Here is a 17,820-nt window from a genome sequence, read left to right as displayed (position 1 = left end):
CACGAGCCGCATACCGGCGATTTCTCTTTGCACGCACCCGCTCTCCGCCCTTCTCTCACTTCTCACTCCTCTCCACTCACTTTTCAAACGAGCCAGCCATGAATCCCATCACCCGCCTCCACTCCCGCACCGCCGTGCTGGCCGACGAGAACATCGACACCGACCGCATCATCCCGGCACGCTTCCTCACCACCACCACGCGCGAGGGGCTGGGCCAGCTGTGCTTCCACGACTGGCGCTACCAGGCCGACGGCAGCGACAACCCGGCGTTCCCGCTGAACCGGCCGGAAGCGCGCGGCTGCTCGATCCTCGTCGCCGGGCGCAACTTCGGCTGCGGCTCCTCGCGCGAGCACGCGCCGTGGGCGCTGCTGGATTACGGCATCCAGGCGGTGCTGTGCAGCGAGATCGCGGACATCTTCCGCGGCAACGCGCTGAAGAACGGCCTGCTGGCGATCGTCATCGACGAACTGGAACACCGCTGGCTGCTCAAGCACCCCGGCATCGAGCTGGCGATCGACGTGCGCGAGCAGTACATCGCGCTGCCCGACGGCGGCCGCATCCCGTTCCGTCTGGAACCGTTCGCGCGGCACTGCCTGCTCAACGGCGTCGACCAGCTCGGCTACCTGCTGCAGCAGGGTGAGGCCATCCATCGGTACGAACAACAGGAGCAAGCGGCATGAAGGCACGCATCGTCACTCTGCCCGGCGATGGCGTCGGCCCCGAGGTCACCGCCGCCGCGGTGGCCGTATTGAAGACCGTGGCCGCGCGCCATGAGCACGTGTTCGCGTTCGATGAACAGCTGATCGGCGGCATCGCGATCGATGCCACCGGCGAACCGCTGCCGGCCGCTTCGCTGGCGGCGTGCCGGTCCGCCGATGCGGTGCTGCTGGGTGCCGTCGGCGGTCCGAAGTGGTCCGATCCGAACGCACCGGTGCGGCCCGAACAGGGCCTGCTGGCGCTGCGCGCCGCGCTCGGCGTGTACGCCAACCTGCGCCCGCTGCAGGTGCATCCGGCGCTGGCCAACCTGTCGCCGCTGAAGAACGACAAGCTGAAGCACGTCGACGTGCTGTTCGTGCGCGAGCTCACCGGCGGCGCCTATTTCGGCGCGAAGACGCGCAGCGCCGACGCCGCCACCGACGAGTGCAGGTACACCGTAGCCGAGATCGAGCGCGTGGTGCGCCGCGCGTTCGAGCTGGCGCGCGGGCGCCGCCGCCATGTCACCTCGGTCGACAAGGCGAACGTGCTGGAAACCTCGCGGCTGTGGCGCAGCACGGTGCAGCGCATCGCCGCCGACTACCCCGACGTGAAGCTCGAACACCAGCTGGTCGACTCGATGGCGATGCTGCTGCTGACCCAGCCGAACCGCTACGACGTGGTGGTCACCGAGAACCTGTTCGGCGACATCCTCACCGACGAGGCCGCCGCGCTGGCCGGCTCGCTCGGCCTGCTGCCGTCGGCGTCGCTGGGCGACGGTCGCCGTGGACTGTACGAACCGATCCACGGTTCGGCGCCGGACATCGCCGGACAAGGCGTGGCCAATCCGGTCGGCGCGATCCTTTCCGCCGCGCTGCTGCTGCGCCATTCGCTGGGCCTGGAAGCCGAAGCGGCGGCGATCGAATCGGCGGTCGAGCAGGTGCTGCGCCACGGCCCGCACAGTCGCGACATCGGCGGCAGCGCCGGCACCGACGAGGTGCGCGATGCAGTGATCGCCGCGATCGACGAGCACGCCGGCAGCGCCGCCGTGTTCTTTGCCGGAGCACGCGCATGCGGCTGATCCGGCCAGCTTTCCCCGGCGGGCACACGGACGTGCCCGCATTTTCTGCCGCCCCCTGCGCGCATGCGACATGGATGGCTCCTGCACGCCGCGATGGCGCCGACTCCCTCGCCATTCCGTCGACCTCCCTCGCGCGCAGGGGGCGCTTTTCCATTCGCTGCCAATCGACTTCATGGCGAGCACCCACCCCTCATCCGCCCCTTCGGGGCCCCTTCATTCGGGCCATCCCTGGCCCTCACCCTGCGGGCGGCTGGCGCCGTGCAAATCGGCCTTCCTGCCGATTTGTCTCCCCGTCAAGGGAGTTAGTCCTTCGGAGCTTTCTTCATGCGCAGTGACCTGATCAAGAGCGGCCCCGATCGCGCGCCCGCCCGTGCCATGTTGCGCGCCACCGGCCTGGACGACGCCGCGCTGAAGAAGCCGCTGGTGGCGGTGGTGCACACCTGGTCGGACGTCTCGCCGTGCAACCTCAACCTGCGCGATCTCGCGCAGGCAGCGATGGAAGGCGTGCGCGCTGCCGGCGGCACGCCGGTGGAGTTCAACACCATCGCAGTCACCGACGGCATCGCCATGGGCACGCCGGGCATGCGCTATTCGCTGGTCAGCCGCGAGGTCATCACCGACTCGATCGAGGCGGCGGTGGAAGGCCACCTGTGCGACGCCATGGTGGTGCTGTGCGGCTGCGACAAGACCATCCCCGCTGCCGCGATGGCAATGGCGCGGCTGGACATCCCGGCCGTCGCGCTCTATGGCGGCACCATCGCGCATGGCCTGCACAAGAACCGGCCGATCACCATCCAGCAGGTGTTCGAGGCGGTGGGCGCGCACGGCGCAGGCAAGATCGACGACGCGGAACTGCACGCGGTGGAATGCGACGCCTGCGGCGGCGCCGGCGCCTGCGGCGGCCAGTTCACCGCCAACACCATGGCGATGGTGCTGACCACGCTGGGGCTGTCGCCGATGGGACTGAACGACATCCCCGCCACCCACCCGGACAAGCTCGCCGCCGCGCGCCGCTGCGGCGAGCTGGTGATGGACTGCCTGCGCGAGAGCCGCACGCCGCGTGCCCTGATCAGCCGCACCGCGATGCACAACGCCGCGCGCATGGTCGCGGCCACCGCCGGCTCCACCAACGCGGTGCTGCACCTGCTCGCGATCGCCCGCGAGGCCGGCGTGGACTGGTCGCTGGAGGATTTCCAGCCGGCCACCGAGGCCACCCCGGTGATCGCCGACCTGCTGCCCTCCGGCCGCTACACCGCGGTGGAGATGTTCGACGCCGGCGGCGCCGCGCGCGTGGCGCAGGAGCTGATCGAAGCCGGCATGCTGATCGACGCGCCCACCGTCACCGGCCGCAGCCTGTTCGCGGAGGCCGCCGCCGCGCCACGCTTCGCCGACCAACCGGTGATCGCGCCCGTGAGTGCGCCGCTGAAACCGCACGGCGGCTACTCCATCCTGTACGGCAACCTCGCGCCGGACGGCTGCATCCTGAAGATCCCCGGCAAGCACGGCCCCGGCCACGGCGGCACCCGCTTCGAGGGCAGCGCACGCGTGTTCGAGAGCGAGGAGGCTGCCTTCGCCGCCGTGCAGGAAGGCCGCATCGCGAAGGGCGACGTGGTGGTGATCCGCAACGAAGGCCCCGCCGGCGGACCTGGCATGCGCGAGATGCTGGGCGTCACCGCCGCGCTGATCGGCCGCGGTCTCGGCGACGACGTGGCGCTGATCACCGACGGCCGCTTCTCCGGCGCCACCCACGGCTTCATGGTCGGCCACATGGCGCCGGAGGCGGCACGCGGCGGGCCGATCGCGCTGCTGGCCGACGGCGACCGCATCCGCATCGACGCGCTCGCCCGCGAAATTTCCACCGACGCCGACCTCGCCGCGCGCCGTGCGCGGTGGCAGCCACCGGCACCGAAAGTCAGCCGCGGCGTGCTCGCCAAGTTCGCCCTGCTGGTGGGCTCTGCCTCCGATGGCGCCACCACGCAACCCGCCTCACCCGCACCGCACACCACCATCGCATCCAACCAGGGAGTCACCGCATGAGCAGCCCCAACACCCTCGCCTCATCCCGCATCGCCGTGCTCGGCTACGGCAGCCAGGGCCGCGCGCACGCGCTGAACCTGCGCGATTCCGGCCTCGACGTGGTGGTCGGCCTGCGCCCGAACGGCCCGACCTGGCACAAGGCCAAGGCCGACGGCTTCAAGGTGGCCGAGCCGGCCGAAGCCGTGAAGGGCGCCGACCTGGTCGCCGTGCTCACGCCCGACATGGTGCAGCCCGCGCTGTACAAGGAAGCGATCGAGCCGAACCTCAAGCCCGGCGCCGCGCTCTTGTTCGCGCACGGTTTCAACGTGCATTTCGGGCAGATCGTGCCGCGCGCCGACGTCGACGTGATCCTGGTCGCACCCAAGGGCCCCGGCGCGCTGGTGCGCAGCGAGTACGAGCGCGGCCGCGGCGTGCCGTGCATCTGGGCGGTGCACCAGGACGTCAGCGGCCAGGCCGAGGCGAAGACCCGGGGCTACGCCGACGGCATCGGCGGCGGCCGCGCGATGCTCATCAAGACCGACTTCAAGGAAGAGACCGAGACCGACCTGTTCGGCGAGCAGGCGGTGCTCTGCGGCGGCGCCAGCGAGCTGGTGACCAAGGGTTTCGAGACCCTGGTGGAAGCCGGCTACCAGCCGGAGATCGCCTATTACGAGGTGATGCACGAGCTGAAGCTGATCGTCGACCTGTTCTACGAGGGCGGCCTGGCCAAGATGCTGCAGTTCGTCTCCGAGACCGCGCAGTACGGCGACTACGTCAGCGGCCCGCGGGTGGTCGACGCCGGCGTGAAGGCGCGCATGAAGGAAGTGCTCGCCGACATCCAGGACGGCACCTTCGCGCGCAACTGGACGGCCGAATACGCCGCCGGCCTGCCGAACTACAACCGGCTCAAGCAGGCCGACCTCGCGCATCCGATCGAGCAGGTCGGCGCGAAGCTGCGGGCACAGATGCCGTGGCTGCAGCCAAGCGCACCGAAGACCGTCGTCGAGCCGCTGAAGAAAGCCGGTTGAATCCCCGCGGGTCGGCCGGCGCTTCGCCGGCGACCCGAATGACTTGTCCCGACATCACGAGGTTTGCCATGAAACGCTTCCACATCGCCCTGGCCGTTGCCGACCTGGACGCCTCCGTCGCCGATTACAGCGCCCGCCTGGGCCAGCCGCCGCACGCGCTGGTGCCCGGCAGCTACGCCCTGTGGCGTACCGACCAGCTCAACTTCTCGATCAGCCGCGAACCCGCGCACGCCGGACAGTTGCGCCACGTGGGTTTCGAGGACGACGACGCGCGCGGCTTCACCTGCGAGGCCGACGTCAACGGCATCGCGTGGGAGAACTTCTCCGCCGTGGCGCAGGAGCTGCGGATCATCTCGACCTACGGCGTGCCCGTGCACCAGGGCGCCGCGGAAGAACTGATCCGCAACTGAGCCGCACCTCTTCGACCCGCCGGCCCGACCGGCATCGCCAGGAGTCATCGTGACCACCTCTTCCCCACCCGCCAGCGCGGCCGTCGCCGTCGCCCATCCCTCACCCGTCGCGGTGCCGGCCAGCGGCGCCGAGGCGATCGTGCAGGTGCTCGCCGACGAGGGCGTGGAGGTGATCTTCGGCTACTCCGGCGGCGCGATCCTGCCGGTGTACGACGCGGTGTTCCGCCACAACGCCTTGCACCCCCGCGAAGACGGCGGCGAGTCGATGCCGCTGGTGGTGCCGGCCAACGAGCAGGGCGCCGGGTTCATGGCGGCCGGCTACGCGCGCGCCTCGGGCAAGGTCGGCGTGGCCATCGTCACCTCCGGCCCGGGTGCGACCAACATGGTCACGCCGGTGCGCGACTCGATGGCCGACTCGATTCCGCTGGTGGTGATCTGCGGCCAGGTCGGCACCGCCTCGATCGGCAGCGACGCGTTCCAGGAGGCGCCGGTCAGCAACATCATGGGCGCCTGCGCCAAGCACGTGTTCCTGGTCACCGATGCGGCGCAGCTGGAGGCGACCGTGCGCACCGCGTTCACCCTGGCGCGCAGCGGCCGCCCCGGCCCGGTGGTGGTGGACGTGCCCAAGGACGTGCAGAACGCCGCGATCGACTGGCACGGCAGCGGCGAACTGCTGCTCGGCGGCTATCGCTCGCGGCTGCGCACGGTGGAGCAGGCCAGCCTCTCCGACACGGACTGCGCGGCGTTCTTTGCCGCGCTGGCTCAGGCGCGGCGACCGCTGATCTACGCCGGCGGCGGCGTGATCGCGGCGGAGGCCAGCACGGCGCTGCGCGACTTCGTCGACGCCTTCGGGCTGCCGGTCACCACCACCTTGATGGGCCTGGGCGCGTTCGACACCGCCGACCCGCGCGCGCTGCACATGCTCGGCATGCACGGCACCGCCTATGCGAACTACGCGGTGGAAGACTGCGACTTCGTGCTGGCGTTGGGCGCGCGCTTCGACGATCGCGTGGCCGGCGTGCCGGACAGGTTCGCGCCGGGCGCGAAGTTCATCGCGCAGATCGACATCGACCCGGCCGAGATCGGCAAGGTCAAGCGCGTGGACTGGCACCACGTCGGCCCGCTCACGCGCGCGCTGGAACGGCTCACCGCGTACGGCCGCGCGCACGCCATCGCGCCGCAGCTCTCCGCGTGGCATGCGCACGTGGCCGGGCTCAAGCGCACGCACGCCATGGACTACGACCGCGCCAGCGCGCTGATCCAGCCATATGCGGTGATCGAGGCGCTCAACCGCCACACGCAGGGCCGCGCGATCATCAGCACCGGCGTCGGCCAGCACCAGATGTGGGCGGCGCAGTACTTCGATTTCCGCGCGCCACGGCATTGGCTCACCTCCGGCTCGATGGGCACGATGGGCTTCGGCCTGCCCGCGGCGATCGGCGCGCAGTTCGCGCACCCGGGCAAGCTCGTGATCGACATCGACGGCGACGCCAGCATCCGCATGAACATCGGCGAGCTGGAAACCGTCACCACCTACGGCCTGCCGCTGAAGGTCGTGGTGCTCAACAACAGCGGCGACGGCATGGTGCGGCAGTGGCAGCGGCTGTATTTCAAGGGTCGCTTTGCCGGCTCCGACAAGAGCCTGCACAAGAAGGATTTCGTGCTCGCCGCGCAGGCCGACGGATTCGCTTGGGCGCGACGACTCGACCAGCCGGCTGCGCTGGAGGCGACCGTCGCCGATTTCCTCGCCTTCGCCGGCCCGGCCTTCCTCGAAGTGGTGATCGACCCGGACGCCGGCGTGTACCCGATGGTCGGCCCCGGCGCCAGCTACGCGCAGATGATTACCGGCGATTTCATCGCCTCGCGCAAGGCGGCAGCCGTGGACGAAGGCGCGACGTCGCACATGTTCTGAGCTTTTGATTTTCCCTTCTCCCTCCGGAGACCGCAGGGAAAGGGACCACCCACGGAGCATCGCCATGAACCACACCCTGTCCATCCTGCTGCAGAACGAAGCCGGCGCGCTGGTGCGCGTGGCCGGGCTGTTTGCCGCGCGCGGCTACAACATCGACACGCTGACCGTCGGCCCCACGCACGACCCGTCGGTGTCGCGGCTGGTCCTCACCGTGCAATGCGACGAGGCCGGGCTGGGCCGGATCATGCAGCAGACGCGCAAGCTGGTGGACGTGCTGCAGGTGGCGCACCCGGCCGCCGCGCTCGCCGCGTGAATGCAGCCGCGCCACTGCCGCTCGACGGCGACGACGCCCTGCTCGCGCAGATCCTCGGCGCCCGCGTGCATGACGTGGCGCGCGAATCGGCGCTGGACGAGGCGCCGTTGCTCGGCGCACGGCTTGGCCGGCGCGTACTGCTCAAGCGCGAGGACCAGCAGAGCGTGTTCTCGTTCAAGCTGCGCGGCGCGTACAACCGCATGGTGCAGCTGGATGCGGCACAGCGCGCGCGTGGCGTGATCGCCGCCTCGGCCGGCAACCACGCGCAAGGCGTGGCGCTGGCCGCGGCGAAGCTGGGTATCCGAGCCACCATCGTGATGCCGGTGACCGCGCCGCAGGTGAAGGTGGATGCGGTGCGCCGCTTCGGCGGCGCGATGGTCGAGGTGCTGCTGGCCGGCGACTCCTACAGCGAGGCTCAGGCCGCCGCCGCGCAACTGCAAGCCGAGCGCGCTGCGGTGTTCGTGCATCCGTTCGACGACCCGGCGGTGATCGCCGGCCAGGGCACCATCGCGCTGGAGATCCTGCGCCAGCACCCCGGCCCGCTGCAGGCGGTGTTCGTGCCGGTCGGCGGCGGCGGCCTGCTCGCCGGCGTGGCCGCGTGCATCAAGGCGCTGCGGCCTGCGGTGCAGGTGATCGGCGTGCAGGCGGCGGATTCGGACGCGATGGCGCGCTCGCTGGAGCGCGGCGAGCGCGTGGTGCTGGACGAGGTGGGCCTGTTCGCCGACGGCACCGCGGTGAAGCAGGTCGGCGCGCTGACCTTTGCGCTGTGCCGGCAGCACGTCGATGCCATGCTGCGGGTGGATGCCGACGCGATCTGCGCGGCGATCCGCGACATCTACCACGACACCCGCAGCGTGCCCGAGCCCGCCGGCGCACTCGCCCTGGCCGGGCTGAAGCAGTACGCCGCCGCGCACCCCGGCGACGACGGCACGCTGGTGGCGATCGTCTCCGGCGCCAACATGAACTTCGACCGCCTGCGCTTCGTCGCCGAGCGCGCCGAGCTGGGCGAGCAGCGCGAGGCGGTGTTCGCGGTGACCATCCCGGAGGAGCGCGGCAGCTTCCGCCGCTTCTGCGCCACGCTGGGCCGGCACCAGATCACCGAGTTTAACTACCGCATCGGCGACACGCACAGCGCACACATCTTCGTCGGCGTGCAGATCGCCAGCCGCGCCGAACGCGAGGCGCTGGTCGCCGCCTTCCATGCGCAGGACTTCGCCGTGCTCGACCTCACCGACGACGAACTGGCCAAGCTGCACCTGCGCCACATGGTCGGCGGCCGCTCGCCGCTGGCCCGCGACGAACTGCTGTACCGCTTCGAATTCCCCGAACGCCCCGGCGCCCTGGTGCACTTCCTCGACCAGCTGCACCCGGACTGGAACATCAGCCTGTTCCACTACCGCAACCACGGCGCCGACCACGGCCGCATCCTGGTCGGCCTGCAGGTGCCGGCCGCCGAACACGCCCTGTTCGCGCGGTTCCTCGCCACGCTCGGCTACCCGCACGTGGACGACAGCGCGCACCCGGCCTACCGCTTGCTGCTGCGCACGTGAGCGGGAAGCGTCCTGCGGACGGCCGAAGGATGGGCGGCTAGAACAGGTCGATGCTGCCCGCGGCGAGGCCACGGCCGAGTGCGCCGCAGGCGCCGAGTTCCTCGTAGCCGCGCACGCCGTCGCGGCCGTGCTGCTTGACGAAATACAGCGCCTGGTCGGCGCGGTCGAGCGCCACGGCGGGGTAGTCGTGCGCGCCGATGCGCGAGTAGCCGATGCTGATGGTGACGTGACCGACCAGCGGGAAGGCGAAGCGGGCAACGTGCGCGCGGAAGCGTTCCAGCACGCCGTGCACGGTGACCTCGTCGGTGGCGCTGAACAGGGCCACGAACTCCTCGCCGCCGAAGCGGAACAGCACGTCGCCGCGACGGAAGCAGGCGCGCATCTGCTGTGCCAGCAGCAGGATCACCTCGTCGCCGTAGACGTGGCCGAAATTGTCGTTGATGTGCTTGAAATGGTCGATGTCCACGATCGCCAGCCACACCTGCGCCGCCTCGCCGGCCGGCGCCGCGCGCTGCTCCTGCGCGGGCGGAACGGCGAGCGGATACGGCCGCAGCGGCGTATCGCGCAGTTGCAGCATCCGCTGCAGCTGGCGCTCCAGGCTGCGCCGGTTGTACAGGCCGGTCAGCTTGTCGTGCTCGCTCTCGTGCAGCAGCGCGGTGTAGTTGGCGTAGATGCGCGCGAAGCCGTCGATCAGCGACCGGCTGCGCAGCGGCGCCAGCGCGCTGTCCAGTTGCAGCGCACCGATCGCATGCCCTTCACGCACGATCGGCACCAACTGGCGATGCAGGCCGTTGCGGGTTTCGGTCTGCGCCTGCATGTCCTGCAGGCAGCGATGGATCGGGCCCAGCGCCGCACCCAGGCATTCCGGTTCCAGCGGATGCACCTGGTACGCGCCGACGCTGTCGGGCGAGCAGCACACCACGCTTTCCAGCGCGCTGTCCTCGGGGAAGCACTTGGCCAGGGTCACGCGGCGCGCACCGGTCAGTTCGGCCAGGGTCAGCACCAGGCTGTGGTCCAGCGCGTCGAGATCGCGGTGATGGGTGAGCGCCGCCAGCGAATCGAGCACGCGCCATTCGTCGGGCGCCTCGACGGCCACCGGCCGCGCCGTCAGCACCTCGCTGCACGGGTCGGCCAGCTCCAGGCTGTCTTCCTCGATGAATTCGTGCTCGATCACGGACACTCCCGGCGCCACGCGCCCGGACTCGGTTGCGGGGACCCGACTGGGCCCTCCAGTGTCGGTATCGGCCCCGCGGGGGCAGTCTTTAGCGCGGGATCAGGCCATCCCGCCGTTTACCCCGATCACCTGGCCGTTGATGTAGCCGGCCGCCTCCGAGCACAGGAACGCCACCAGTGCCGCCACTTCCTCCGGCGTGCCGGCGCGCTGGGCCGGCACCAGCTCGCGGATGCGTTCGGGCGGGAACGCGGCGTCGGCCATGCGCCCCTCGATCACGCCAGGCGCGACCACGTTGACGGTGATCCCGCGCGAAGCCATTTCGCGCGCCAGCGATTTGCTGGCGCCATGCAGCGCAGCCTTGGCGGCGGCGTAGTTGGTCTGCCCGCGGTTGCCCAGCAGCGCCGCGACCGAGCTGATCGACACGATGCGGCCGAAGCGCGCGCGCGCCATCGGCAGCAGCAGCGGCTGGGTGACATTGAAGAAGCCGTGCAGGCTCACGTCGATCACCCGGTGCCATTGCTCGGAGCTCATCCCGGCCATCGGCGCGTCGTCGTGGATGCCGGCGTTGTTGACCACCGCATGGATGCAGCCCTCGCCGAGCAGCACGTCCAGCGCCGCGCGGGTGACCTCGGCGTCGCTCACGTCGAAGGCGGTGGCCTGTGCACTGCCGCCGCCGGCGACGATTTCGCCGACCACCGCCTCTGCGCGATGCAGGCTGCGGTTCGCGTGCACGATCACGTGGTAGCCGCCGCCGGCCAGTGCCTGGGCGATGGCGCCGCCAAGCTCGCCGCTGCCACCGGTGACCAGGGCGCGTCGCAGGGAGGTGGGAGTGGGCATGGGCGACCTCGAATCAGGATTGGGGGTGGATCACCGCGGCGCGGCCGCGGCACAGCAGGCGGCCTTGGTGCTCGACGCGGAACGCATACTGGGCGCCGCCGTCGTCGGCGTACAGACATTCGGCATGGACGTCCAGACGGCCATCCAGATGGTCGACATGTTCCGCGAACAAGTCCACCTCGCGCAGGCTGACCAGCCAGCCGGGGCGCACCGTTTCATGGCCCCGCTCGCGCGCCAGCAATGCGCCATGCACGGCCATCGCCTGTGCACCGTACTCGGCCAGGTGCACCGCGTGCAGGCCGCGCTCGCCGCGCAGCGGGTTGTCCAGGCGCGCGTGACCGGCGCTGATGGCGTGGATGCCGCGCTCGTCCCACGCCAGTACCGCATCGAGCAGGCACATGCGGCCGGCGTGCGGGATGAGGTGGGCCCAGTCAGTCTTGTCGAGCATGCGGCGCCATCAGGATCGACAGGCAGAAGTGGAACGCCACGCCCAGGCTCACCGTGAGCCCGATCGCGCGCAACACCGGAATCGTCGCCCACGCCAGCATGCCGAACACCAGCAGCGCGGACAGCACGCAGACCAGGGTGGCGTGCAAGGTGCGCCGCTGCTCGGCCGGGTCGCCGGTGTCGCGCTCGAAGAACAGCGCGTAATGCAGGCCCAGGCCGCCGGCGAGGATCAGCGCGACCAGGTGGAACAGCGAGATCTCGATGCCGGCCACGCGTTCGACCGCGAGCACCAGGAAGGTTGCCAGCGTCATCGGCGCCAGCACGTGCCAGGCGCGGCGCGCGCTGCGCAGGGCGACCGAGATCGTCACCACCAGCAGCAGTCCGGCCGCCAGCAGCGCCTGCAGGATGCGCGTGCGATAGGCGGCCACCAGCGATTCGGAGGCGGCCTTGAGATCAAGCAGATGCACCGCGCCGCCGCGGTCCGCGCCCAGCGTCTGCAGCGCGGCGACGTCATGCACGCCGCTGACCGTGGCCAGGCCCAGCCAGTGGCCATCGCGCTGCACCAGCATCGCGGCCAGGCGCTGGCCCAGCGGCGTCTGCGCGTAGCGCTCGGGCGTCAGCGGCGGCAGCGCGCGTGCGGTTTCCACGTCATCGACGAACGGCTGGAACAGGTCGGCGCGGAACGGCATGCCCTGCAGCGCCCCGGCCAGCGCATGTTCGAGCATGGCGCGATCGGGCAACTTCTGCTGCCGCGCGCGCTGCTGCGCCACGGCAGGCAGGTAGCGCGAGGGCAGCTCGATCGCGTCGACTGCGTGCCGCTCCACCAGCGCATCGGCCTGCGGCTGCAGCGATTGCGACAGCGCCAGCACGCCCTGTTCGGTGGGTGCCTGCAACAACAGCAGGTAACGCACGTCCGGCGCACCCAGCGCTTGGCGCAGACGCGCATCGTGCTGCAACAACGCGCTCGGCACCGGCGTCAGTGCAGCGAGGTTGTTCTGCCAGAACGGGCCCGGCGCCAGCGCCAGCATCGCAGCGATCGCCAGCGCCACCAGCAGCGGAATCCAGCGCGGGCGCGGCAGCCGGTCGAGCCAGCCGCGAGCACGGATCAACCAGCCCATCGCGGCCACGTCGCGCACGCGCCGCGGCAACAGATGCGGCAGCAGGTAGCGCGTGCTCAGGCCCGCCACCAGCAACCCCACGATGGTGAATACCGCCAACTGCTGCAGCCCGGCCACGCCGGAGGCGTAGAACGCCAGGTAGGCGATGCAGGCCGAGGCGATCGCGGTGAGCAGCAGCGGCCACAGGTCGCGCACGCTCTGCAACGCGTCCTCGCCGGCGCGGCGGTGGCTGAGCACGCGGATCGGGTATTCCTGCGCCACGCCGAGCAAGGTGAAGCCGAACGCCAGGGTGATGCCGTGCACTTCGCTGAACACGAGGGTGAGCGCGGCGATGCCGGCCAGTGCGGCGCTGGCGATCGGCAGCGCGGACAGCAGCAGCGAGCTCACGCTGCGATAGGCCAGCAGCAGCAGCGCGATGAAGCCCACGGTGGAGATGCGCCCGATCCAGTCGGCCTGGTGCCGCGTCTGCGCGCCGATCACCACGCTGAAGTAGCCCGGACCGCTCAGTTCCAGCCGCGCGTCGGCACTGCCGGGCAACGCGTGGAACGCCTCGCGGATGCCGTCGATCGCCTGCTGCTGCGCGCCGGGGTCGAAGCCGGCGGCCACGGTCTGCACCAGCAGCAACGCTTCGTGCTGCGGGGTGAACCACACGCCGTCGCGCAGCTGGGGCGATTTCGCCGGCGCCCAGCGCTCGGCCAGTTTCAGCGTCTCCAGCGTGGGATCGCGCGGCAGCAGGTTCTTCAGCAGGCTGGCGGCCGGCGAGGAGAGGTCGTCCAGCCGCTGCTGCAACTGATCGGCGAGATAGGCCTCGTCCAGCGGCTGCGTGTCCAGCGTGGGCGAGAGCAGGTAGCGATACGGCAGCAACCGGGGATCGAGCGACGCGAGGTCGAAGCTGCCGTTGAGCACCTGGCTGTAGCGCGCGTCCTTTTTCAGGACGGCAGCGAGGCCCTGGCTCAAGCCGGCCAGTTGCCCGTCGGAAGCGCCGGAGATCGACAGCAGCAGCAGGCGCGAACCCGGCCCCTCGCCCACCTGCTCCATCAGCAGGCGCTGGTCCGGCGTGGTCGGCGCGGGCATGAAGCTGCGCAGGTCGCTGCTGACGTGCAGGCGCTGGCTCACGATCCAGCCGAGTCCGGCCAGCGCCAGCAGCCAGGTGACCAGCAGCGTGGCGCGGGCGCCGCGGTGCATGTTCAGGGCGAACCCGTGCACAGCGCCTGCAGCTCGGCGCGGGTCGGTTCGGCCGGCATCTTTTCGGCGAGCGGACCAAGCAGGTCGACCGCCAGGTCGCCGTCGGCCTCCTGCATGTGCATGCAGCGCGACTGGTCGCCCACGCCGTCGATGCGGATGCGCGCGACCGTCTTCGCCACGTGGGCGTCGCGCGGCACCAGGGTCAGCGTCCACGCGCCGGCGGCATCGCCTTCGCGCTGGATCTCGAACGCCTGCTCCAAGCGGGCAGCATCACCGCCGAGCAAGGCAACGAAGCTGTCCAGCAGCACCTGCAGCTGCGGCGCACGCTTGAGCGAAAAGTGCCGCGCCGGCTTGCCGTCGCGCTGCTGGGTCACTTCGCCGTCGGCGATCGTGGCGGTCTCCGCGCGAGGGTGCTCGACGCGCCGCTGCAGGCGGTCGTCGCCCAGCCAGGACAGTTGCCCGGAGACCACCAGCGGGCGATCCAGCATCTTGAGGAAACGCGCCTCGGCGAACGCGGTGTGCGCCGGTGCCGGCTGGCGCAGGCCGGCGATCACGGCCTGGGTCGAGGTGGCCGCGACCGCCGGTTCAGACGCCCACGCGGTGACCGCCCAGCACGGCAGCAGCAGGTTCAGCAGCAGGCGGGTCTTGCCAGAAATCATAGAAGTTGAACCAGTTGTAGGGAGCGACGCGGATGTAGTGCTCCAGCCGTTGCGCGTAGCGCTCGAGCAGGGCGTCCAGCGCCGGCCCCCGATCATGCCGGGGAATCTCCACTCGTTCGCTGAACGGCTCGAACACCAGCCGGTAGCGATTGCCGCCGAGGTAAAGCCCGAAGCACAGTACCACCGGCACCTTGAGCGTATGCGCCAGCAACCACGGGCTGACCGGGAACGGCGCCGGCGAGCCCAGCAGGTCGACGCGGCGCAGCACCTCGTGGCCGCGGCCGCGGTCGGCCAGCATCGCCACCAGCGCGCCGTGCTGGCAGGCTTCGGCCATGGCCAGCGCGATCGAGGTGCCATCCTGCGCGGCGTCGATCACGCAGGCGCCCACCTCCGGCGCCAGCGCCTCCAGCAGCTCGGTCATCGCCGGGGTCTTCTGCTTGTCCAGCACCACCCGCAGCGGCAGCTCGGGCCGGCGCGCGCCGATCGCGCGCAGCGCCTCGAAGCTGCCCTGGTGCGAACCCAGCAGCAACACGCCGCGGCCCAGCGCAGCGCGCTGTTCCAGCAGGTCCAGGCCTTGCGTCTCGAACTGGAACGGCTGCTCGCCGCGGGCGAGCAGGAAGATCCGGTCCATGATCGTGGCGGCGAAACAGTGGATGTGCTTCAGCACCTGCCATGGCGTGGCCGGGCGACCGAACACGCGCTGCAGGTAGTGCGCCGAAGCCCGGCGCTCCGGCCCGCGGCGGCAGTAGAAGTACAGCGTGATCGGATACAGGCAGCAGCGACCCAGCCGGCGCCCGCCATGCAGGGCAATCGCGCGGATCAGCCACAGCGCGAAGCGGCCGCCGCCCTCGGGCCGGCTCTGCCAGTGTTCGCTGTCGCTCATGCCTCGCCCTCGATGACGCCACGCGCCAGCAGCATGCCGTCGCGCTCGATGCGGAAACGGACCCGCGAAGCCGATGCCGCGAGGGGCATCAGTTCCAGCCGGGCCGCTTCGCCGGGCCGCAGCGGCGCCACGAATTTCGCCTCCGGCACGCGCACCAGCCGCTGGCCGCGCCACGCGCGCAGCGCCAGCGCCAGCTGCTCCAGCAGCAACACGCCGGGCACCAGCGGCTGTCCCGGGAAGTGACCGGGCAAGGCCGGATGATCGGCCGCGAACTGCAACGCCTGTGCGTACCCGCTCATGGCGAGACGCCGCCGTTGCCGTGCAGCAGCTGCGGCCAGCGCAGGGCCAGTTTCAGCAGCATGTCGTGCAGGCCGGGGTGGCTGAGATGGCGCAGGCGCCAGCGCCGCCAGGCGTACTCCAGCAGGAACGCCGCGCCCAGCAGCAGGTAGCAGCCCACGTGCAGCCATGCCGAGGCCCAGCGCTCGGGCACCGACCACGCCGACGTCACACCGAGGCGCGGCAGCAGCCCGTCGCGTGCGGCGAACAGCAGCAGGCCGGTCAACAGCAGCGCCTGCGCCGCCAGCAGCACGGTCCAGAACCAGGTGATCTGCCGCGCATAGCGCGCCACGCCGGGCTCGCGCAGCCGCTCGGCACCCTCGATCGCCACCACGAAACGCGCCACGAGCGGCTCGCCGCCGAGCAGGCTGCGGCCGAACCAGCATGCCAGCGCCACGTTGATCAGGATCGGCACCGCCTCCAGCAGCAGGTCGGCCAGCCCGAGCCGCGAGGCCAGCCACACGCCGGCCAGCATCAGCAGCCACAGCAACCACGGCAGCGGTCGGCGCGACTGCAGCCGCGGCAGCATCAGCACGCTGGCCAGCACCGCCAGCGCCAGCAGCGCGAAGATCGGCCGATGGGTGACCACCCCGGCGATGGCGAACACCGGATAGGCGAGCAGCAACCACAAGGCGTGGCGCCGCGAGGTCGGAACATGGGGGGATACGGCGGATTTCATGCGCGATTCCGCGACGACTCGGTCGGCACCGGCAGCTTGCCACGCGTGGCGCACGGTGGCGTGACGAAGGCGGAAAGCGCGGCGCCATGCGGCGCCAAGGCGTCCATGACCAGCCCGCACGACCGCTCCATCCCGCACCGACCGTTCAGGCGCGGTGCTGCTCGACGTGGCTCGACAGATTGCGCAGGCTGGCGAAGATCTGACGGTTTTCCGGGTTGTCCGAGCGCAGCTGGAAGCCGTAGCGCTTGGAGACGGCCAGGGCGATCTCCAGTGCATCGATGGAGTCGAGCCCCAGTTCGCCCCCGAACAGCGGTGCATCGGGGTCGATCTGCTCGGCATTGACGTCCTCGAGGTTGAGGCATTCCACCACCAGGGTGGCCAACTCGTGCTGCGCCTCTGTCTGTTCCGCCATGCTCGATTCCGTACGCCAGATGCATTGCCTCCCCCCGGTGGCAGTGGGCGCAGAGTGTAACATAGCGGCCTTGTCGTTCCGGTTGGCCAGCATGATCCAGGGATGTGAAAACCCGCAGGTGGAAGCTCGGGCGCGGCGGGCGCCGCAGGTGTCCTATCGCATGGCGGAGGTCGCCACCCTGCTGGAGGCGCCGGGCACGCTGGCGGTGCTCGGTTTCGACCCAGCCGTACCCTCCGGTGACGATCCGCGCCACCTGCAGGTGGCGCTGGCCAGCACCGATGCCCCCGCGCCGCTGGAACTGTGGCAGGTGGACGCGCCGGTGCGCTGCGGCATGGAAGGCGCGTTGCGCTGGTCGACCGGCGGCGGCTGGCTGTTCGCCGCGGTCGAGCTGGACGAACGCGAACACGGCGGCGCCCGCGCCACCGCAAAGCAGGCCTACGACTTGCTGCACCGGTTCGTCGCCGGCCGCGACGCACGGCACGTCCTGCGGGTGTGGAACTACATCGGCGCGATCAACGACGGCGAAGGCGATGCGGAACGCTACAAGCGCTTCTGCGAAGGCCGCGCCGCCGGCATGGGCGATTTCTTCGCCGAAGGTTTCCCCGCCGCCACCGCGATCGGCCACCTCGCGGCGGAACACCGCCTGCAGGTCTACCTGCTGGCCGGCGAGCAGGCCGGCCACCGGGTCGAGAACCCGCGCCAGGTCAGCGCATGGCGCTACCCGCGGCAATACGGCCCCACCCCGCCCAGCTTTGCGCGGGCGATGCTCCTGCCGGCCCGCGACACGCTGGCCATTTCCGGCACCGCCGCGGTCGTGGGCCATGCCTCGGCCCACCACGACAACCTCGATGCGCAGCTGGAGGAAACCCTGACCAACCTGGACGCGCTGCTGGCCAGCGCCGACATGCGCGCCGGCTTCGACACGCATTCACCGCTCAAGGTCTACCTGCGCCACGACGGCGACGCGCCGCGCGTGCGCGACGCGCTCCGGCAGCGCCTGCCGGGCGTACCCCTGCTGCTGCTGCACGGCGACATCTGTCGCCGCGAACTGCTGGTCGAGATCGACGGCTGGCGCTACGTTTAGCGA

The 17,820-nt window shown here is 70.7% G+C and carries 18 protein-coding genes; 9 read left to right on the top strand and 9 right to left on the bottom strand.

Translation table 11 applies throughout. The features are described from left to right. The first annotated feature begins 98 nt into the window (after positions 1-98). The 8 genes from leuD (at position 99) to ilvA (ending at position 9,003) form a co-directional block, all read left to right on the top strand. Positions 99-680 carry a 3-isopropylmalate dehydratase small subunit gene (gene leuD / locus ACVCMC_RS14525; protein WP_447097800.1) on the top strand — a complete coding sequence of 194 codons (582 nt, stop codon included), beginning with the start codon at positions 99-101 and terminating at the stop codon, positions 678-680. Then, positions 677-1,774, top strand: a complete 1,098-nt coding sequence (leuB, locus tag ACVCMC_RS14520; protein WP_447097799.1) for a 3-isopropylmalate dehydrogenase — start codon at positions 677-679, stop codon at positions 1,772-1,774. The genes leuD and leuB overlap by 4 nt, the downstream gene beginning before the upstream one ends. A 324-nt stretch (positions 1,775-2,098) precedes the next feature. Further along, positions 2,099-3,811, top strand: coding sequence for a dihydroxy-acid dehydratase (gene ilvD, locus ACVCMC_RS14515; protein WP_447097798.1), 1,713 nt, complete (start codon positions 2,099-2,101; stop codon positions 3,809-3,811). After that, positions 3,808-4,818 carry a ketol-acid reductoisomerase gene (ilvC, locus tag ACVCMC_RS14510; RefSeq protein WP_447097797.1) on the top strand — a complete coding sequence of 337 codons (1,011 nt, stop codon included), beginning with the start codon at positions 3,808-3,810 and terminating at the stop codon, positions 4,816-4,818. Before ilvD ends, ilvC begins: the two co-directional genes overlap by 4 nt. 68 nt (positions 4,819-4,886) lie before the next feature. Beyond that, on the top strand, positions 4,887-5,228 hold the full coding sequence (locus tag ACVCMC_RS14505; protein WP_395120596.1) for a hypothetical protein: 342 nt from the start codon (positions 4,887-4,889) through the stop codon (positions 5,226-5,228). Between the two features lie 112 nt (positions 5,229-5,340). Then, on the top strand, positions 5,341-7,140 hold the full coding sequence (gene ilvB / locus ACVCMC_RS14500; protein WP_447099510.1) for a biosynthetic-type acetolactate synthase large subunit: 1,800 nt from the start codon (positions 5,341-5,343) through the stop codon (positions 7,138-7,140). 64 nt (positions 7,141-7,204) lie between these two features. Beyond that, positions 7,205-7,453, top strand: coding sequence for an acetolactate synthase small subunit (gene ilvN / locus ACVCMC_RS14495; protein ID WP_395120598.1), 249 nt, complete (start codon positions 7,205-7,207; stop codon positions 7,451-7,453). Beyond that, a complete protein-coding gene (ilvA, locus tag ACVCMC_RS14490) occupies positions 7,450-9,003 on the top strand; it encodes a threonine ammonia-lyase, biosynthetic (protein ID WP_447097796.1) in 1,554 nt (517 codons plus the stop codon). The genes ilvN and ilvA overlap by 4 nt, the downstream gene beginning before the upstream one ends. Positions 9,004-9,040: 37 nt before the next feature. Here the strand turns inward: ilvA and ACVCMC_RS14485 are convergent, their stop codons facing one another. The 9 genes from ACVCMC_RS14485 to ACVCMC_RS14445 all read right to left on the bottom strand — a co-directional run bounded on the left by ACVCMC_RS14485 (position 9,041) and on the right by ACVCMC_RS14445 (position 16,733). Beyond that, positions 9,041-10,177 carry a GGDEF domain-containing protein gene (locus ACVCMC_RS14485; protein WP_447097795.1) on the bottom strand — a complete coding sequence of 379 codons (1,137 nt, stop codon included), beginning with the start codon at positions 10,175-10,177 and terminating at the stop codon, positions 9,041-9,043. A 99-nt stretch (positions 10,178-10,276) separates the two neighbouring features. Then, complete coding sequence (gene fabG / locus ACVCMC_RS14480) at positions 10,277-11,014, bottom strand: 3-oxoacyl-ACP reductase FabG (protein ID WP_447097794.1); 738 nt, start codon at positions 11,012-11,014, stop codon at positions 10,277-10,279. A 13-nt stretch (positions 11,015-11,027) separates the two neighbouring features. After that, positions 11,028-11,462 (bottom strand): phosphotransferase, encoded by a 435-nt coding sequence (locus ACVCMC_RS14475; RefSeq protein WP_447097793.1) that lies wholly within the window; start codon positions 11,460-11,462, stop codon positions 11,028-11,030. Further along, positions 11,446-13,764: an MMPL family transporter gene (locus ACVCMC_RS14470; RefSeq protein WP_447097792.1), complete on the bottom strand. Its 2,319-nt coding sequence runs from the start codon at positions 13,762-13,764 to the stop codon at positions 11,446-11,448. The genes ACVCMC_RS14475 and ACVCMC_RS14470 overlap by 17 nt, the downstream gene beginning before the upstream one ends. A 2-nt stretch (positions 13,765-13,766) precedes the next feature. After that, positions 13,767-14,423 carry a LolA-related protein gene (locus tag ACVCMC_RS14465; protein WP_395120610.1) on the bottom strand — a complete coding sequence of 219 codons (657 nt, stop codon included), beginning with the start codon at positions 14,421-14,423 and terminating at the stop codon, positions 13,767-13,769. Then, positions 14,350-15,306 carry an LpxL/LpxP family acyltransferase gene (locus ACVCMC_RS14460; protein WP_447097791.1) on the bottom strand — a complete coding sequence of 319 codons (957 nt, stop codon included), beginning with the start codon at positions 15,304-15,306 and terminating at the stop codon, positions 14,350-14,352. The genes ACVCMC_RS14465 and ACVCMC_RS14460 overlap by 74 nt, the downstream gene beginning before the upstream one ends. Then, a complete protein-coding gene (locus ACVCMC_RS14455) occupies positions 15,303-15,605 on the bottom strand; it encodes a hydroxymyristoyl-ACP dehydratase (protein WP_447097790.1) in 303 nt (100 codons plus the stop codon). The genes ACVCMC_RS14460 and ACVCMC_RS14455 overlap by 4 nt, the downstream gene beginning before the upstream one ends. Further along, the gene (locus ACVCMC_RS14450; RefSeq protein ID WP_395120614.1) at positions 15,602-16,321 is read right to left on the bottom strand and encodes a xanthomonadin biosynthesis protein; all 720 of its coding nucleotides are present in this window, start codon (positions 16,319-16,321) and stop codon (positions 15,602-15,604) included. Before ACVCMC_RS14450 ends, ACVCMC_RS14455 begins: the two co-directional genes overlap by 4 nt. A 145-nt stretch (positions 16,322-16,466) precedes the next feature. Next, a complete protein-coding gene (locus tag ACVCMC_RS14445; RefSeq protein ID WP_395120615.1) occupies positions 16,467-16,733 on the bottom strand; it encodes a phosphopantetheine-binding protein in 267 nt (88 codons plus the stop codon). 91 nt (positions 16,734-16,824) lie between these two features. Between ACVCMC_RS14445 and ACVCMC_RS14440 the strand changes: the two genes are divergently transcribed. Beyond that, complete coding sequence (locus ACVCMC_RS14440) at positions 16,825-17,817, top strand: chorismate transformation enzyme, FkbO/Hyg5 family (RefSeq protein ID WP_395120616.1); 993 nt, start codon at positions 16,825-16,827, stop codon at positions 17,815-17,817. Positions 17,818-17,820: the final 3 nt, after the last annotated feature.

It is taken from the genome of Rhodanobacter sp. UC4452_H20, assembly GCF_052978205.1.
This window is presented reverse-complemented; position numbering and strand designations above follow the sequence as displayed.

What these genes read in the sequence shown, in the direction of transcription:
- leuD (WP_447097800.1), top strand. Translation starts at nt 99, where the DNA reads ATGAATCCCATCACCCGCCTCCACTCCCGCACCGCCGTGCTGGCCGAC.
- leuB (WP_447097799.1), top strand. Translation starts at nt 677, where the DNA reads ATGAAGGCACGCATCGTCACTCTGCCCGGCGATGGCGTCGGCCCCGAG.
- ilvD (WP_447097798.1), top strand. Translation starts at nt 2,099, where the DNA reads ATGCGCAGTGACCTGATCAAGAGCGGCCCCGATCGCGCGCCCGCCCGT.
- ilvC (WP_447097797.1), top strand. Translation starts at nt 3,808, where the DNA reads ATGAGCAGCCCCAACACCCTCGCCTCATCCCGCATCGCCGTGCTCGGC.
- ACVCMC_RS14505 (WP_395120596.1), top strand. Translation starts at nt 4,887, where the DNA reads ATGAAACGCTTCCACATCGCCCTGGCCGTTGCCGACCTGGACGCCTCC.
- ilvN (WP_395120598.1), top strand. Translation starts at nt 7,205, where the DNA reads ATGAACCACACCCTGTCCATCCTGCTGCAGAACGAAGCCGGCGCGCTG.
- fabG (WP_447097794.1), bottom strand. Translation starts at nt 11,014, where the DNA reads ATGCCCACTCCCACCTCCCTGCGACGCGCCCTGGTCACCGGTGGCAGC.
- ACVCMC_RS14475 (WP_447097793.1), bottom strand. Translation starts at nt 11,462, where the DNA reads ATGCTCGACAAGACTGACTGGGCCCACCTCATCCCGCACGCCGGCCGC.
- ACVCMC_RS14470 (WP_447097792.1), bottom strand. Translation starts at nt 13,764, where the DNA reads ATGCACCGCGGCGCCCGCGCCACGCTGCTGGTCACCTGGCTGCTGGCG.
- ACVCMC_RS14465 (WP_395120610.1), bottom strand. Translation starts at nt 14,423, where the DNA reads ATGATTTCTGGCAAGACCCGCCTGCTGCTGAACCTGCTGCTGCCGTGC.
- ACVCMC_RS14460 (WP_447097791.1), bottom strand. Translation starts at nt 15,306, where the DNA reads ATGAGCGACAGCGAACACTGGCAGAGCCGGCCCGAGGGCGGCGGCCGC.
- ACVCMC_RS14455 (WP_447097790.1), bottom strand. Translation starts at nt 15,605, where the DNA reads ATGAGCGGGTACGCACAGGCGTTGCAGTTCGCGGCCGATCATCCGGCC.
- ACVCMC_RS14450 (WP_395120614.1), bottom strand. Translation starts at nt 16,321, where the DNA reads ATGAAATCCGCCGTATCCCCCCATGTTCCGACCTCGCGGCGCCACGCC.
- ACVCMC_RS14445 (WP_395120615.1), bottom strand. Translation starts at nt 16,733, where the DNA reads ATGGCGGAACAGACAGAGGCGCAGCACGAGTTGGCCACCCTGGTGGTG.
- ACVCMC_RS14440 (WP_395120616.1), top strand. Translation starts at nt 16,825, where the DNA reads ATGATCCAGGGATGTGAAAACCCGCAGGTGGAAGCTCGGGCGCGGCGG.